We start from the raw sequence: 17,504 nt of genomic DNA, 5'->3' as shown, positions 1-17,504 counted from the left end.
ATGCTCAGCTGCTCCATGACCTCTTTCACTGGAACTCCTGTTATTCTCAATTCAATRGCTTTCATTTTTGTTTCCACTGGGTAACTTACTCTTGTTGCCAACGTAAAAACACCTCCAAGGTTGTCTCCATATCTTACGACATGGTTGCATTTTCTTGAAGGTGTTTTAATTTGTCTCACGCTAAGGGGTCAGTCCCCGTCGTTAAACGTTGAGACAGCCTTTTTTTATTGCAATTATGTACGTGAAGTACGGCTAAATTCGAACATCTCCTGAAAAATGATCATACGTCCCGGGATCAGGAAGAAATTCCTCGGAATAATCCGCAGCTTCATCCCGATTGTGCAGCTCCTCAGCATCATTGCCTTGTCCATCGGTTGCAGCCCAGTCCTCATTCACAAGATGTGCCGGAATTGCAATCGCATCAAGCGAGTATGCAGTGCCGGTAACTGCATCCGCATCGATATTCGCTTGCTCGACGAGCTGACCGCCATGTGATTGTGCAATTTCGAGTGCTGAAGTGAGATCGCTTCCTTCTAAATGAACATGCATGCTGCTTCCTTCATGAAGAACCGTCTCATATCCGAGCTCCCTCAACGTCTCGCAAGCAAGAGCCGCACTTTGAGCATCGTTAAAATCAAACAATAAGGCTGAGTTCGTAGACAATAGCGATCATCCTTTCTAACGTTTTGTTTAACATGCCCTATTCATACAAAATCATGTAAAAAAAGAATACGGCAAGGCGTCATGATATATAATTACAAATAACTATTTTATTATGTTATGTTTTATGACATAATCATTACATAAGTGTGCAGCTAGGCTATTGATAAGGAGGATGTCATCGATGAACCATTTATTTTATTTACTTTCAGATCCTATGCTTATCGTCGAGTGGGACGAATCCCGTTGGTCTATTGTAGACGTCAATCAAGCTTTTGCAGCTTTTTCCGGTTTTAAGAAATCAGATCTTATGCTCCTCGATCCATCTACTATTATATCGACGGATGAGACAACTCTCTCCTTTGATGAAGCCGTACATCAACTTGCTGATGAGCAAGCCCTATCACCGCTTCTTGAATGCAAGCTTGTCACGAAGTCATCGACTCCTGCAGATATACGTTTGTCCTGCCGCAAGCTCCAGCTCGAAGACCGCATTGTTTATGTCATCATTTGCAAGGATTTACGGGAAGCCAAATGGATTGACGAATATATTTTGCATCATAAAATAATGGTATCTGCCGTTGTGAATGAGCGCTATAACATTATGAGCTTTAAGCATTATTATGCTCCTGTACAGCAGCCCTCCTCTTCCTATTTGAACAAATCCATATTTGAGCTTGTTCCAGACCATGAACGAAGCAAGCTTAAGCGGGTATTAGAATATGCGAAAAACAACCGAACGGCTGAATCCGTGGACTTTCATCTTAAGCTTGGGGATCGTTGCTATATTGCTGATGCGGTTGTTCAGCCGTTTTACAATGGCAATCGGACGTTAAAAAACTTTGTTGTCATATTAACCAGCCTTCATATGAATAATCAGGATGAGGACCCCTCCTATAAGCTTCGTATGCTTATGCTCAGTAAAAATATATCCGTCACTTCACTCGCTCAGTCAACGCTTATCTCTCTTACGACCATTTCCAAAATTCGCAATGGGAAAATAAAAAAGCCCCAGCGTCTAACGGCAGAATTGATCGCCGGAGAGTTGGGTGTTAGACCCGAAATGATATGGAGCAGCTATAAACGATAATAGCTGCTCCACGTTTTATTTAAAGCTTGAATTTTTGAGCCACTTCGTTCATTTCCATTGCAATTACACTCAAGCCGTTAGCTGATGATGATATTTCCTCTGCTGACGCATACTGCACTTCCGGGGATGCAGAAACTTCGCTGGCAATAGCGGAGGTTCTAGAGGCAGTTTCTGTATCATTCTAAATTTCATTGATCAAATCCTGAATTTTCACAACAGATTCCGTTGACTGTGTAGAGAGCTTGCGCACTTCTTCCGCTACAACCGCGAAGCCCCTTCCATGCTCTCCCGTTCTTGCCGCCTCAATCGCAGCGTTCAGCGCCAGCAGATTTGTCTGCTTTGAAATATTTCCAATCAGCTCAGATATGGTTCATTTCGGATGTGCGCTGCAATCTGCTGTACACCAAGAGCCATTTCTTCTGAGGCGCGACTTATTTCTAGAAAGCTATGCAGCTGCTCCTGCGAACCTGCGGCTACCTCTCGAAAAATGTTCATTGCATGCTGCGCCGAGTTGCGATTTTGCTCTGAAATAGCCAGCATCTCTTCTGATGAAGCGGTTATGTTCATCGAAGCATGCTGTACACTCGTAATGGCAGAACGAAGAGAGGCAAGCATTTCAGCGGAAGCACTGACCATATCTCCAATTTCATCACGATTTTTCACTTTCGGGACGATAGCGGATAAATTTCCTTGGGCTACCTCTGAAAGGACTTGCGCCGTTTTCTGAATCGGAATGGAGATCGCTCTGCGAACGTACCAGATAAGAAATCCGACAAGTACCGTTGCCGCTGCAAGACCGCTAATGATCTCAATGTTGTTCTGTTTATGTATATCCCCGCTAACGTTTACCGCTCTATCTGCTCCTTCACGATAGAATGTTAGTTTAAATATTTTAATAAAAGGCACTTTTCTGAATCACTGGTCCAAAAAAAAGAAAGGACCGTCACCCTCAATTCGAGGATAACAGTCCCTTCTATTGTGTACGACTAGCCGCGATAAGGCGCTAGCGCCTCATTCAAGCCTTTTGTTTGCTCATAAACCTGCTGGTACACTTTGAAAATGCCTGCATAAGCAGCAACCGCTTCAGGCTGCGGCGAATACGAATCTGCATGCTTAACGAATTTATTTGCACAAGACTCCAAGCTATCAAACCAGCCTGCACCATATGCAGCTAGCATCGCAGCGCCTAAACCAGGTCCTTGCTCATTCTCTAATGCGACAACCTTTGCATCGAAAATATCAGCCTGCATTTGCAGCCATACTGGGTTTTGCGCGCCGCCGCCGATCGAAATGATCGTATCAACCGTCTTGCCGGCGCGTCTAAACATATCGACTGACTCATTAAGGGAGAAAGTAATGCCTTCCATCACCGCACGAGCAAAATGAATGCGCTCATGTGATCCGTCAACGCCGATAAAGCTTGCACGAATGAGCGGATCCGCATGTGGAGTACGTTCGCCAACGAGATATGGCGTGAACACCAGTCCGCCAGCTCCCGGCTTCACTGCACCTACACCTTCGAGCAATTGATCAAAGGACTCATTCGGAGCGAATGTTTTCTTAAACCAGCTTAAGCTGTAGCCAGCAGCAAGCGTAACTCCCATTGCATAAAACGAGTCCTCTTTGCCGTGATTAAAGAAATGCACCTTGCCTGCAAAATCCTTTGTCTTGTCATTCTCGTAAGAGAGAATAACGCCGGAAGTACCGATGCTGCAAAGCGTTAACCCTTCGGATAAAATACCTGAGCCAATAGCCCCGCATGCATTATCCGCTCCACCCGCAAACACCTTCGTCGTGCCTGGCAGCCCCGTGCTGTCAGCATACTGCGGCAGCAGCGTACCTACGAGTCCATGCGACTCAACAAGCGGTGGACAAAATTGTGCCGGAATTCCAAACGCTTCAAGCACTTCTTCGCTCCATGCTTTGCCAGCCACATCAAGAAGAAGCGTTCCCGCCGCATCGGAATAATCCATATGAAGCTCGCCTGTTAAGCGGTAGCGAAGATAATCCTTCGGCAGAAGGAACAGCTTTGCCTTTGCGAAGGCATCTGGCTCGTTCTCACGAACCCATAAAATTTTCGGAAGCGTAAAGCCCTCTAAAGCTGGATTGCGAGTAATGCTAAGCAGCTTGTCTCCAAGCGTGCGTTCGATTTCACGGCATTGCCCCGTTGTACGCGTATCATTCCATAAGATAGCGTTGCGAACAGGATTTCCTTCACCGTCCAGCAGTACAAGTCCGTGCATTTGACCGGAGAAGCTAACCCCTTCAATTGACTGGGCATCGATGCCTGCTGTTGATGTCAATTCACGCAAAGCCTCAACTGTACCTTCTACCCAATCATCTGCCCGCTGCTCGCTCCAACCGGAGTAAGCATGAAACAGCGGGTAGCTGCGGGAGACTTCCCCAGCTACCGTGCCATCACGGTCAACAAGCAGCACTTTAACGGCGCTCGTTCCTAAATCTATACCGATTACATAGCTCATTTGTCAGAGTCCTCCCGACTTAAACGCTAAAAATAACTTCGCTCAAGATAAGGCGGATTCGTTCTTGACGTCCGGACTCATTTTTAATTGGATTGTTTTGAAGCGCATATTGCTCAAGTGAAGCAAGCGTTGCTTTGCCAGACACGATATCCGCGCCGATGCCTTCTTTAAAGCTGCGGTAACGGTTGTCAACGATGTTGTCGAGAATTTTCTCTTCCGTCAATTTGGCAGCTGCTTTCAAGCCCCAAGCGAAGCTGTCCATACCAGCAATGTGAGCAAGGAACAGATCATCCGTTTCGAACGATGCGCGGCGAACCTTCGCATCGAAGTTAACGCCGCCGCGGCCAATGCCGCCAGCTTTCAATACTTCAAACATCGTTAGTGTAGTTGAATATAGATCGGTTGGGAATTCATCTGTATCCCAGCCAAGAAGCAGGTCGCCTTGGTTCGCATCAAGCGATCCAAGCATGCCGTTGATTGCAGCCGTACGAATCTCGTGCTCGAACGTATGGCCAGCAAGTGTAGCATGGTTCGCTTCAAGGTTAAGTTTGAAATGATCCTTCAAGCCGTATTTTTGCAGGAATGAAATCGTTGTTGCTGCGTCATAGTCGTACTGATGTTTAGTAGGCTCTTTTGGTTTCGGCTCGATCAGGAATTGTGCGTCGAAGCCAATTTCCTTCGCGTAAGCGATTGCCATATGATACAAGCGTGCTAGGTTATCAAGCTCAAAGCCCATGTCCGTGTTAAGAAGTGTTTCGTAACCTTCGCGGCCGCCCCAGAAAACATAGTTTTCCGCACCAAGCTCTTTACCCACTTCAAGACCTTTTTTGAGCTGCGCACCAGCATAAGCATAAACGTCAGCATTGCAAGTTGTGCCAGCGCCATGAACAAAACGCGGATTCGTGAACATATTAACAGTGTTCCAAAGCAGCTTTTTACCGGAGGATTTCATGTTGTCCTTCAATAAAGCTACGATGACATCAAGATTTTTGTTCGTTTCTTGCAGCGTTTCGCCTTCAGGTGCAATGTCCACATCGTGGAAAGCAAAGAAAGGAATATTCAATTTAGTCATGAATTCAAAGTTAGCTTCAACACGCGCTTTCGAGCGGTCAAGGCCTGTATATTGATCCCAGCCGCGAACCATAGTAGCTGATCCGAATGGGTCCGAACCATTCGCATTAAATGTATGCCAGTAAGCAACTGCGAAGCGAAGATGCTCTTCCATCGTTTTGCCCATAATAACTTGGTTTGGATCGTAATGTTTGAATGCAAGCGGATTGTCTGAGCCCTTACCTTCAAATTGGATTGTGTTAATATTTTTAAAATAAGTCATCGTAATCAAAATCCTCCTTCATGGATTAGAAGTTTATGATAGTGCTTACATAAAGAATAACATGCCTCCACTTAGTTTGTCTATTAAACAAACTAAGTTTTTGTGTTAAAATAAATGCATTACTTATTTGGCTTAGATGACTCAAAATCCGCATCCCCATCTAGTAGGCTCTAGATTAGGCTTTTCATGATACAATAATAAATATTTTCATTTGGACGGAGGCATTCTTTTTTGAAAAGGAAACCAACAGGCGACTTAGCGCTCATCAAAAAAATAAATACAGCCATCGTGCTTGAAGCGGTGCTTGGTTATGCCCCGCTCTCTCGAGCTCAAATATCGGAGTTGACCGGATTAAACAAGGCGACTGTTTCCAGTCTCGTTCAGGATTTGATCGACACCCATCTCGTCGTTGAGAATGGTCCCGGACTATCCAGCGGCGGGCGCAAACCTGTCATGCTGCTCTTTAATGGTACGGCTGGTTATGCTGTCGGCATCGATCTTGGTGTCAATTATATTCGCGGCCTGCTCGTAGACCTCGAAGGCAATGTGATTGCAGAGCAGCAGCGCAGTCTGAAGCAGCAGGATGCTGATCATGTCATTGGGCAGTTAATTTCATGTATTGAGCTGCTTATTAATGATGCGCCGGAGAGCTCATACGGGATTGTCGGAATCGGCGTCGGCGTACCAGGTATCGTGGATGACAATGGCACGATTCTTTTTGCACCAAACTTAAAATGGCGGCAAGTTGAGCTGCAGCGGCAGCTCGAAGAGCGCTTCAACCTTCCCGTTACGATAGACAATGAAGCGAATGCGGGCGCGCAAGGAGAGCAGAAATACGGGGCAGGACGAGGCATCGCCAACCAAATTTATGTCAGCGTCGGGATCGGTATTGGAACAGGCATTATTTTGAACAAGGAATTATATAAGGGTGCGTCAGGATTCTCAGGTGAGCTCGGCCATCTCTCGATTGAGTATGACGGCAAACCTTGCAGCTGCGGCAATCGAGGCTGTTGGGAGCTATATGCTTCGGAGAATGCTTTGCTTGAGAGTACAGCATCGTTAGGCTTTGAGAACTTGGAAGATCTGCTGCTTGCTGCAACAGCTGGAGATGAACGCGTTATCGCGCATATACGCTCGATTGGCGATTATTTGGGCGCAGGCATTGCTAATATCGTCAACGTATTTAATCCTGACGTTGTCATTATTGGCAACCGTATGAGCCGTGCTGCTCAGTGGCTGGAGCCAGCCGTACAAGCTGCCGTCGATCAGCGCACACTATCGTATCATCGCGAACGTATGCGAATCTTGTTTGCAGAGCTTCAAGAGCAGTCAGCTGTACGCGGCGCGGCATATTACGCGATTAGCACATTTTTCACGAAGATTAAGAGCGGACAGTAGCATCGTTATGCATTGCTGAACATTGTTTTTTCTCATGGCCTGCAGCAGACTAACTCTGATGCAGGCTTTTTTTAACAGGACAGCATTACAATAATATTCACCCGGCTTGATCAGCTCCTTTTCGCCCCTCTTTATTTCTCTTTGCACGATACCTCTTGGAAAATATAAAGTGCTCACATTTAGGTTTAGTACGGCTACTTAGGTTATTGTATGGCTGTAACTTTGATCAGAATTTTTATTCAGTATTTTTAATCAGTTAATAGCTTCGATTTAATACCATCTTCTTTTAGATTGGTGTTTTAAATAAGCATTATATTAATTTATAAGTTAATTATAAAAGATTTAAATTAATTATTCATTGACAATTTGGTCTAATATTCATTAAAATCAATAATATAAGGATTTATTATTAACTTTTAAATTAATATAATGGAGGAATGAAAAATGGAACAGCAGCAAATCCCTCGCCCTGAATACCCAAGACCCCAATTTACTCGAGAGTCATGGCTCAATTTAAATGGTGAATGGCAATTCGAAATGGACCCTGGAAAAAGCGGTATCTCGCGCGGATTAAACCAAGACGAGCAAAAGCTAACTCAACGCATCATCGTCCCCTTTTGTCCAGAAAGCCGGCTGTCAGGCATTGGGCATACAGATTTCATTCCAGCCGTTTGGTACAAACGAAGCTTCAAGCTTCCTGACAACTGGAACGGCGGACATACATTATTGCATTTTGGAGCGGTAGACTACGAGGCTCAGGTGTGGGTTAATGGCAAACATGTAGGAAAGCATCGAGGCGGTTACAGTTCTTTCTCATTCAATATTACAGATTCCCTCCAGCAAGGTGAAAATGTGGTTACCGTATATGCCGAGGATGATACTCGCTCTGGCTTACAACCGCGCGGCAAGCAGAGCGGTACCTACCATTCACAAGGCTGCGACTATACCCGCACGACTGGCATATGGCAAACGGTTTGGCTTGAGCATGTGTCGGAAACATATATAGAATCCTGCCGTTTCGTTCCAGACCCGGAGAACAGCTGCCTGCACGTAACTGCCAAGCTGTCTGGAAACACAAAAGATGTACAATTCCGCTGTAATGCGCTGCTCGATGGCCTGTCGGTAGGAAAACAAACGGCAAACGCCGGCTCGATGTCCGTTTCATTAACGCTGCCCCTCTCCAAAATCAAATTATGGAACACCGATTCACCTGTTCTTTATGATCTGGAGCTTGAGCTCATTCGTGATGGTGAAGTATTGGACTCAGCTTCTTCATATTTCGGTTTGCGTTCCATTCAATTGGATGGCAAGGCGTTCCGTATTAATGGTAAATCCGTATTCCAACGGCTCGTTCTTGATCAAGGCTTCTATCCTGAAGGCATTTATACAGCACCTACTGACGATGATTTAAAACAAGATATTGAAATGTCGCTCGCACTTGGTTTCAACGGTGCAAGATTGCATGAGAAAATGTTCGAGCCTAGATTCCTATATTGGGCAGATAAGCTTGGATATTTGGTGTGGGGAGAGCATGCTAACTGGGGTCTCGATATATCAACAGCTGCCAGCCTTGCTCAATTTCTACCGGAATGGATTGAGGGTGTGGAACGAGACTTTAACCATCCAAGCTTGATCGGATGGTGCCCATTTAATGAAACATGGGACTCATCGCGCGGCACTCGTCAAGATAATGACGTACTTCGCGTCGTTTATGAAACGACTAAAGCTATTGATCCAACGCGACCGGTCATCGACACAAGCGGCAACTTCCATGTTGTAACGGACATTTTTGATGTTCACGATTATGATCAAAATCCTGTTACATTCAGGGAACGTTATCGGCCGTTTGCCGAGAAAGGCGAGGCGTGGGTCTCCTTCCCCGATAGACAAAGCTATAACGGCCAACCTTATTTCGTCAGTGAGTATGGCGGAATTTGGTGGAATCCTAACCAGTCCGATGAGAAAAGCTGGGGCTACGGGGATCGTCCACAAAGCGTCGAGCAATTTATTGAAAGATATGACGGCTTGACCAGTACTCTTCTTGAGAATCCTAATATGTTCGGGTTCTGTTATACACAGCTTTATGACGTGGAACAAGAAGTGAATGGGCTTTATACTTACGATCGACAACCGAAGTTTGATGTTGAACGAATTAAAGCGATCAACAGCAAAAAAGCAGCTATCGAGGATTAGTGCTCATTAGTCTCAAACAAAAAACAGGCATGCTGCGATGGCAGCATGCCTGTTTTTATTGCTTTTCTACTTACAATTGACCTAATAACCCGCTCCATTATTGAACGCGATGTACGCCAACAATATCTAATGTTTGTCCATCGATCGTTATGTCTACTGATTTCGTTTTCACTGTGCCATTATTGTAGTAAGCAGAAAATGTGAATGTTAAGGTGCCTTTAGCAAGCTTTGTGAATGATGCATCCCAAAGCTCACCCTTCCAGTTGGTTTGCCCTGCGTTTAATGCGGTTAGAGACGTTTCGTAAGTACGCATATGCACCTCTACCCGATCCGCTTTTGTAGCCGTGCCTGTAATGGTCGTATCTGCCTCCAGTATAAATTTCTCTCCCGCCCAAAATACCGAATAACCGCGCGGTGAATTCTCATCTCCTGATTGTTTTAAATTAAAAGCCTTACGATGCTGATCCCATAGCTCCGTATGTCGTACATAAGCATTGACATGTAGCGGCAGCACCTGCAACGTTTTGGTTACGCTAACCGGCTCAGCTATACCGTCGCTAACCGTTAGCTTCATACTCCAAAGTCCGACCGTTGTTAACCTCAGTGAAGGCCCTTTTACCGGATAGTTTGGACCATTAACGGTATAGAAATAGCTGTTCTTCACGCCGAGCGGACTTGTCAGCTCATAAGCAATCGTAAGCGTATTGCCATCAGCATCTGTCATATTCGATAGAAAAGTTGTCATATCTCCTTCATATACAGGTTTGGGCGTCCAATCAAAGTCAGCCGTCGGAGGTCGATTGGTAACGAAATAAATATATTCATAATCCCCTTCATTGCCGGCAACGTCATAATCGATTACGGTAAGACGATATGCTTGTCCAGAAATCAACCCAGCAACTTTGTATGATTGCTTAGAAAGTGCTAAAGGAATGCTGTATTCTATTTTACCGTCACCATTTAAATCAATATTCGTCACACTGCCGTCAGCGTTCACTTTTTGCAAAAAGAAGGTGCGAGCAGCATGTCCCGAGGAAGGCTCGGCATCATAGAAGGTATTGAACTGAACCGTTACGGCCGTAGGTTCAACAGTAAGCTGTTCATTCACATCTGCAGGTTTAACCGTATCGACAAAGAAAAACCCGTTGCTTGAATACGGTCCCCATATATAGCTGTCGTTCGCTCTCGCTCTCCAGTAATGCAGCCCCTCAGCTAACGCAGGTGTTGTGTAATTAGCAGCAGCCAAAGAAGAGTTCGTGTCCACTACCATAACACCGCTCGATGCTTTGAACACCTCATAATCTATCGCTTTAATGGGGTGGTTCTCTGGATCAATCGTAAACGCGTGCAGCTGTGGACGATTTGAGTTTGTATAAATAGGATTATTAGCATCAAGCCCGTTAAATGAAAGTAAATAGGTTTGTGGCGGGAGATCCAGCACAAAATATTTAATATTACTTAAACTAGACCATACCCCTGCTGAGTAAACCTGCCCTTGCACCTTAACGACGCGACCAGGAACGATGCTTTCCTCAAGCATAGGATACGTAAGTGCATTTCCTTCATGCTCAATATACAAGGCCGTTTCATTGTTATCGACATACGTTAGCATTAGTCGATATCGCTCTTGTGGATCGTTCTGAGCATCATAATATGTCCATCGAATCGTCGGTTCTTTTATCAGCACTGTTGGTGTTGTTGGAGTTGTTCCAGCTGGAACCGTAATGGTCATAACAGGCTTCGTTTGGTTAACTGGCGGTATTCCTTCTTTATAGACAATCGTTTGCCCCCAATATGACCAAGCGCCATGAATATCTCGAACTTGCTCCTGTACAATCAGCTCCACACCAGGACGGTTATAGTACTCTCGTTTCCCTGATGTCCATGTGGTTTGATCAGCCCACCGTGTACGGAATAACTTGTCTGATAAAATATGAGCAATATCAGGATCATAAGAGGTATCAAATGTTTCATAATCTAGTGCTTCACCTTCTGCAAAAACCTTGCCTGTAAACCTTACATCCGGCTGTGCGACCGGTCGTCGATGTACATAAAGCAGTTTTTTAACAGGCTCTGACCATTTGCTATAAGCAGAAAGACCAGGATTGTCTTTAACTCGGAAGGTGATTTCATATACCCCAGGTTTCTCTAGCGCGTTTATGGTTGATCCATACGTTTTTCCGCTATGAATGCTCAACCCTTCTGGATTTTCAAAGAAGTTTGGATTATGGCTGTAGCTCCACTCTTCTGCTCCCATTGGATCTTTTTCAACGTCATTGAACAGTTTTTCATAAGAGATCGGATCATTGACGAGAACGGAATCATAGGTTTGTTCGGTGTAGGTGTCACCATAGTTCGTTTTCTTTACATTAGAGAATACAGCGTTGGATTGCCCAAGTGACATTAATCCCGCGTAACCTCTTGTATACGTAACATCGGCAACCTCTAGTACTTTCGCATAATTCACATATACACGCTGGATGCCATTAACCGATTCTACTTTAATCGGATACGTGTTAAATGCAGTTCGTGTCATAGGTGCAGATTGCAATAACGTTTTAGCACCCTTGACCACACGGAATAGCGACAGGGTGTTCTTGCTCCACTCCATAGCATACATATTCTTTTCATTCTGAATCTGAAAAGCAGCTCCGATAACCTTGTCATTTTTTATATCACTAACATTCACATGAAATTCTAAAGCGTAGTTTTTCATAGAGCTTCCTGCATCATAGAGCAGTCCGCCCCAATCGTCGCTCGTAATTTCAACTGTATTTGCATCGATTTCCTTTAATGTTCCATTAGCGTTAGCTGAAACAAACGGCATGACATTTTTTTCGTAAAAAACATAAATGGAGCCATCAGGTAAAATAGGGGTTGATGTTCCTGTTTGCTTTTGATTATTTCCTGGTTCTGGTCCGGAATATGGCGTCTGGGCAATGACACTATTGGTTGTTGCATTATACAACGTGGCCCATATTTTTTTAGGTGCATCGGGATCACCCCAAGAGCTTCCCACACCCATAAACGATGGATAAATAATCTGATCGTATTGATTGATAAATATTTTACCAAGGTTTGCACCGTAATCTACACCTTGAAAACCGCCGTGTTGGTCTCCATAGTAATTAAAAAATGCATTATACGATTCGTGCGTTCTGCCTTGGGAATACGTCAATAAATTGGAAAATACGATTGGATTTGCATTGGGTGCTACATCTGAATAACCTAATGAATGTGAACTTTCGTAACTGACAATCCTTCTTCCAAAAGCGCTCTTAAATATTTCTTCACCGTAATAGTTAGTACCGCTCTCAATTGCCTCAAACATAGTAGTACCTGTTTTACTACTACCCATGGACACATAATTTACATATACAAATCTTTTTGAATCAGATATGGAAGCCGCAGATAGTCCAATTGCACCCCCTACAGTAACGGTACGAGTTACACCATTTTTTTTCACTTGTACAACGAGACCTCTCACTCCTCCTAATCCAGAAGAATAGCGATCTTCAAAGTTATACGTAACGTACGCATCTCCGTTATCATCTTCGGTCAAGTTGATGTTTGTAATAAATCCACGATCCAAATTCTCTCCTGGCGCTTCCCACACTAAGCTTTTCGTTTTTAAGGAGTATTTGAAAATTCGCAATTGATTATTGTAACCATAGTTATATTCTTCTGGCACATCATACGAGAATTTACTAGCCACATACATATATTCGCCATCATTTGATATTTGCACAAGAGCCGGTCCAATTCCGCTGCCTAGTCCGCTAGGTGATGTTAAACTAGATTGCAAATTAATTGAATCAAGATATACACCATTTTTATCGTACCTCGCAATGACCGCTAAATACGGGTTGGCTGCATTTTGTCTACTATCTTTAAAGTAAAATGTTTCATCTCCGCCAATTTCCATAAGTGTGAAGTTACTTGGGGTATCAAAATTAACCGTCCTTAAAAGCTCACCTGTAATTGAATTTCGTTCATAAAATGTATAGGGATAGTTAGGCAAGCTATAATTTTGATTATAAGAATATAGTCGGTTTCCACCGAAAACCTTGTTGAATAATATTTCTGTAACTGGCACACTCCAAGTGGGTTTAGCAACAATATCTGCAGCAAGCTGATATTTTGTTCGTGAGTTCGCTCCATTTCCTGAGTTCGGGTATCCCACAGAAAAGTTTGTGTATACTCCATTTTTTGTCGATAGTGTAGTAGCATCCGCTTTCCATGCCGCTTTTTGGGCATTTCCACCTTTGTATGGCGTTTTAGCCGTCCAAGAACGGAAAATCGATTGTGTTGAATAGTTCGTAACTGGTGGACCGCTGTCTTCTCCCTGTCCTGGCTGCTGTGTAGTTCCAAACACGTTGAAGTTAGCAGACGGCGCGTAGTTCAGAATATCAGTAGTGGCAATGCCCGAAATGCCTTTTAACCCATAGTCTTCTGTCACGGTAGCACGATATTGCCTCTTCCCTACTTTGGAGTAATTGAGCGAGTGCGTTGTTTTAAAAACTCCATCATATAAGGGTTTCCACGCTTCTTCCTCAAAGTTTCCATCACCATCTTGGTCATATCGCTCTTCGAGAAAAAGATGATTTAGAATATCGCCGTCAGGACTCTCTGCATCAATATAAAGCATGAATCCGTTACCTCGATATGATTCTTCAGGTGCTATCACTTCGACTGTAGGTGGTTCATCAGGTATAACCTCCATAATCAAATCATCCCATTCACTAACTCTTCCAGTCGTGTCATAAACCTTTCCTTCGATACTATATTCGCCTAAATTAGCAGGCGTTACGGTGAACCAACCATTTGTATAGGCTGCATCCCCTACTTTTTTATAGCGCATCTCCGACTTGCTAAAATCTATTTTTTCGCCTCTATCCTCTAATGGTGTATACGAGTTTAAAAGATTGTAAGGCCGCTCTAAGGGTCTTCCTTGTATTACACGCGTTATTCCCGATACAATGGCTACTGGTTTGGGATCGACAACCCGAAGCAATGCAGTATCTTTTTGCGATCCGCCAAATTCATCAGTTACGATAATTTCAGCCGTATAAAACCCAGGATTTGAATACGTCTTGTACAAAAACTCAAAGTCTGTATTATTTGGTAGTACTGCGCTCAAGTTGTTCGTGAATGTCCATGTGTAGCCATTCAATCCTTTTGACCGATTTATAAGCGAGGACTTTTCCCCAGCAATGATACTAGGGGGATCAAATTCTATATCCGCTTTCAAATCAGGTTTAGGTGTAGGTGTTGGCTCAGGAGTTGGCGTAGGGCTTGCGCTTGGGTTAGGCGTTGCTTTATTTGCCACGTTTATTATCAGCTGCGCCCATTCCGAAACTTTTTTTGCGCTATTGGTGACCCGCAGCTCAATTATGTATTTCCCTTCAGCAGCAAAATCTTTTGCTGTTGGTTTTGTCGCAATCGTTTTACCTGTTGGGTTTTTATATTTCCATTCTCGAATGGTGATTGATTCCTTGCCTGGTGAATAGGAGAGTTTGTCATCAAGCATCGGCTCTGTTGCCGGCTTCATGGTTATTTCGGGGGTTGTTCGATGGTCTCCCTCTTTATGAGAGATGATAGCTATTGGAGTAGTGGGTTCGTTCTTTTTGTTGAATGCAATTTTAAAATCTTTGGTGTTGTTATTTTCGTTTGATTCGATGACGGCTTCACCAAAATCAGTCTTCGCTGTGAAGCTCTTAATTCCGCTTGATGCTGAGGATACATTGACGGTCACTGTTTTGATTTGTCCGGGAGGTATGTTTGAAATGAGTTCTGATTTAATTGTTGTGCCAACAATACCTACCGTAAAAGCTCCACTAGTTTCTTTACCTTGATTTTTTGTTGTAATCTTTATTGGCACCGAATCGCCTACCCACGCGTCAGCTGGACTAATTAACTCACTAATAATGAGGTCAGGCTGCTTCTTAATCTCTAACTTATTTAATGGTGGAATATAAAACACCTCATACCACCAAGAACCATCAGGTTGCCATATATTCCACATTTGAACAATACCAGGACTAAAATCCGTAGGAACTTGCTGAATTATAACGTAATCTTTTAACGTATCACCTGTCCAACCCTTACCAGTTCTTTTGTTATAACTTTGTATAAATGTTGGAGACTCTTTATATGGATCAACTATTGCTTCTAACCACTTCCGAGAGTCTGGGTGTATGGTATATTCAGGTGTTTCAACTATGAATTTATTTTGTCCCACTAGAGTATCCCAAGGATCTTTAACCCAGTTCTTAGCAACGTTTAGGGTCGCTCTTGAATCACTCCTGAATAGCCAGTTACGATAAACTGAACCATTAATATCATATCCAAGATAACGCCACTGTCCTTGATCGAACTGATTATCAGAAACATTAGCCGGTGTTCCATAGACAACCGTCCTACTTCCTAGACCGCATTTATTTGATAAAAAGTTTCCATTGAGCTTAAGTTTTCCATTAGAAATAGAAGTAGGAATATTAAATTGATCTATTAATATTAATGACACCTCATCATAACTAGAGGGCAAATGACAATCTTGAACACCTGCAGCCTGAACTGGATTTTGAAATGAGGTTAAAATTAGAATAACTGACAATAAACATATTATTTTATTCTTTAGTATTCGCCCCAAATAATTCACACTCCGATCAGAATAACAACACGCTTAGTATTAATACCCTTGTAAGATTTGAAAGATCGATTATCAAATTTCGTTTCTGTAGTAGACTCAGCATTACCACCTTCGGATTTATTAATTTTAAGGTATGCAGAATGTGCTTTTTCAAAAGAAGTAGGAAAATAATATTTTAAAAGCTCTTTTACTATCGCTTGATTGTCTGCTGTTGGATCTGCAATGTTAATTGCTGTCACTTTCAATTCACTTTTGTATTCAACAGTAAGTGTATAGTCTGAAAAATTATCAGATCCTTTTGAGTTTATTACTACAGCCCCATCATGTCCGTACATTGTAGTTCCATTAAAACTTGAAAGTGATTGAATAAGTTTATTTACTTGTTCTTTTGATTTTGGATATTCGATAACTGGATTTGATGGATTCTTCGCCATCAACGTATTCAGAATCATCACCACTGCCTCAGCACGAGTTGCATTCTTCTCCCCGCCCATCGAACCATCGGGATAACCCTTCATAATTTCCAGTTTCTTTGCCACAGCCAAATAACCCGACTTTACGCCTTCGGCATCTTTACCTAGCGCACGGATCGTCATACGCGCGATCTCTTCTCGCGTAATCATACGATTTGGTTCAAATGTATTTTCTGGATAGTCACCAACTTTAATAATCGATTGTTTCAAACCCGTAGCAATATAAGTTCGGAACCAACCCGTATCATCAACAAAAGGCGTATCCGTATCTTCCACTTTTACTTTCATCGCCACCACAAGCGATTTCAAAAATTCTGCGCGCGTCATGTTCGCATTTGGCTTAAATGTTATTGCATCATAACCATTAATCCATCCTTGATTAACAGCCGTCGCAATTTCATCCTTTGCCCAATGCGTTTTTGTATCTGTAAAAGCAACTGCTGCCGCAGCTTTCTCCGTATTTATCAGAACTGTCACCAATAACATAATTGCGAGCATGATTTGTCCTATTTTCCGCATATTTAACCACTCCATTTATTAGGATGATAAAAATTCACCAGTGAACTAAAAAACATTTTTAACACATTTTTTTACAGCAGCTTCATAATCATTCTTCTTGCCCGTCTCTTTTCCCTTCTTTTCTTATCCCCTTTCCCTCCAAAGTTTCCCGTATTTCGACAACATTCCTTCCCCCCATCAGCAGGCCACTCTCCCAAGAAACACTGCTGAAGCAACGCAAAAAAGCACGCCCCTCCCTCTATCGAGGGAATAAGCGTGCTTCGCTATCCTACATATCAACTACAGCAAATGTTACTTCACACCGGAGAATCTGTCAATATATAGGTTTAATCACTTCTATCGTTAATGTTTTTTGATTTTATTATATTCTGCTGCTATTGATTCTTTTTATAATATTTCATAATAAAAGATACAATAACGAAAACCGATCCTAATAACCCGATATACATATAGTAATCAGGATTGTCCGTATTAATTAAGCCGCCGCCTCCAAAGATGACTGCTAGTGGAATCCCAAATATGAGCAATAATCGATCCACCTTCATATACAGACCTCTCCCTCCAAGTTTTAAAGATACATTTAACACTTTGAAATTCACATCATCTTTTATAGATTAACAATCAACTTACCGATCAACAACGAAAATAGATTTAGTGTTTTCCGAAATCTATTTTGCGCACGCACATTTTTGCTTTAACAAAA

General features: G+C 43.0%; 11 protein-coding genes. 3 read left to right on the top strand and 8 right to left on the bottom strand.

Annotation, left to right across the window (positions count from 1 at the left end):
- Positions 1-252 precede the first annotated feature (252 nt).
- Positions 253-663: a hypothetical protein gene (locus AB4Z50_RS33965; RefSeq protein WP_441886509.1), complete on the bottom strand. Its 411-nt coding sequence runs from the start codon at positions 661-663 to the stop codon at positions 253-255.
- A 181-nt stretch (positions 664-844) separates the two neighbouring features.
- On the opposite strand from AB4Z50_RS33965, the gene AB4Z50_RS33960 reads away from it, so the two are divergent.
- Entirely contained in the window at positions 845-1,750 is a 906-nt protein-coding gene (locus AB4Z50_RS33960) for a helix-turn-helix domain-containing protein (protein WP_441886506.1), read from the top strand.
- Positions 1,751-1,931: 181 nt separating this feature from the next.
- On the opposite strand, the gene AB4Z50_RS33955 is transcribed toward AB4Z50_RS33960, so the two are convergent.
- The 4 genes from AB4Z50_RS33955 to xylA all read right to left on the bottom strand — a co-directional run bounded on the left by AB4Z50_RS33955 (position 1,932) and on the right by xylA (position 5,566).
- The gene (locus AB4Z50_RS33955) at positions 1,932-2,057 is read right to left on the bottom strand and encodes a methyl-accepting chemotaxis protein (protein WP_441886515.1); all 126 of its coding nucleotides are present in this window, start codon (positions 2,055-2,057) and stop codon (positions 1,932-1,934) included.
- Between the two features lie 47 nt (positions 2,058-2,104).
- The gene (locus AB4Z50_RS33950) at positions 2,105-2,656 is read right to left on the bottom strand and encodes a HAMP domain-containing protein (protein WP_441886503.1); all 552 of its coding nucleotides are present in this window, start codon (positions 2,654-2,656) and stop codon (positions 2,105-2,107) included.
- 80 nt (positions 2,657-2,736) lie between these two features.
- Positions 2,737-4,233 carry a xylulokinase gene (gene xylB, locus AB4Z50_RS33945; protein ID WP_441886500.1) on the bottom strand — a complete coding sequence of 499 codons (1,497 nt, stop codon included), beginning with the start codon at positions 4,231-4,233 and terminating at the stop codon, positions 2,737-2,739.
- Between the two features lie 19 nt (positions 4,234-4,252).
- Positions 4,253-5,566, bottom strand: coding sequence for a xylose isomerase (xylA, locus tag AB4Z50_RS33940; protein ID WP_076268964.1), 1,314 nt, complete (start codon positions 5,564-5,566; stop codon positions 4,253-4,255).
- A gap of 231 nt (positions 5,567-5,797) precedes the next feature.
- Between xylA and AB4Z50_RS33935 the strand changes: the two genes are divergently transcribed.
- Both AB4Z50_RS33935 and AB4Z50_RS33930 read left to right on the top strand, forming a co-directional pair.
- The gene (locus AB4Z50_RS33935; protein WP_441886496.1) at positions 5,798-6,964 is read left to right on the top strand and encodes an ROK family protein; all 1,167 of its coding nucleotides are present in this window, start codon (positions 5,798-5,800) and stop codon (positions 6,962-6,964) included.
- A gap of 444 nt (positions 6,965-7,408) precedes the next feature.
- A complete protein-coding gene (locus tag AB4Z50_RS33930; protein ID WP_441886493.1) occupies positions 7,409-9,157 on the top strand; it encodes a glycoside hydrolase family 2 protein in 1,749 nt (582 codons plus the stop codon).
- 97 nt (positions 9,158-9,254) lie between these two features.
- Here AB4Z50_RS33930 and AB4Z50_RS33925 read toward each other — a convergent pair whose 3' ends face one another.
- The 3 genes from AB4Z50_RS33925 to AB4Z50_RS33915 all read right to left on the bottom strand — a co-directional run bounded on the left by AB4Z50_RS33925 (position 9,255) and on the right by AB4Z50_RS33915 (position 17,346).
- Positions 9,255-15,773 carry an Athe_2463 domain-containing protein gene (locus tag AB4Z50_RS33925; RefSeq protein ID WP_441886490.1) on the bottom strand — a complete coding sequence of 2,173 codons (6,519 nt, stop codon included), beginning with the start codon at positions 15,771-15,773 and terminating at the stop codon, positions 9,255-9,257.
- A 41-nt stretch (positions 15,774-15,814) separates the two neighbouring features.
- Positions 15,815-16,801 carry an S-layer homology domain-containing protein gene (locus AB4Z50_RS33920; protein ID WP_441886487.1) on the bottom strand — a complete coding sequence of 329 codons (987 nt, stop codon included), beginning with the start codon at positions 16,799-16,801 and terminating at the stop codon, positions 15,815-15,817.
- A gap of 374 nt (positions 16,802-17,175) precedes the next feature.
- Positions 17,176-17,346, bottom strand: a complete 171-nt coding sequence (locus tag AB4Z50_RS33915; protein ID WP_441886484.1) for a hypothetical protein — start codon at positions 17,344-17,346, stop codon at positions 17,176-17,178.
- Positions 17,347-17,504 lie beyond the last annotated feature (158 nt).

The sequence above is a fragment of the Paenibacillus sp. 2TAB26 genome (assembly GCF_052115145.1).
Lineage (GTDB): Bacteria > Bacillota > Bacilli > Paenibacillales > Paenibacillaceae > Pristimantibacillus.
This window is presented reverse-complemented; position numbering and strand designations above follow the sequence as displayed.

What these genes read in the sequence shown, in the direction of transcription:
- AB4Z50_RS33960 (WP_441886506.1), top strand. Translation starts at nt 845, where the DNA reads ATGAACCATTTATTTTATTTACTTTCAGATCCTATGCTTATCGTCGAG.
- xylB (WP_441886500.1), bottom strand. Translation starts at nt 4,233, where the DNA reads ATGAGCTATGTAATCGGTATAGATTTAGGAACGAGCGCCGTTAAAGTG.
- xylA (WP_076268964.1), bottom strand. Translation starts at nt 5,566, where the DNA reads ATGACTTATTTTAAAAATATTAACACAATCCAATTTGAAGGTAAGGGC.
- AB4Z50_RS33930 (WP_441886493.1), top strand. Translation starts at nt 7,409, where the DNA reads ATGGAACAGCAGCAAATCCCTCGCCCTGAATACCCAAGACCCCAATTT.
- AB4Z50_RS33920 (WP_441886487.1), bottom strand. Translation starts at nt 16,801, where the DNA reads ATGCGGAAAATAGGACAAATCATGCTCGCAATTATGTTATTGGTGACA.
- AB4Z50_RS33915 (WP_441886484.1), bottom strand. Translation starts at nt 17,346, where the DNA reads ATGAAGGTGGATCGATTATTGCTCATATTTGGGATTCCACTAGCAGTC.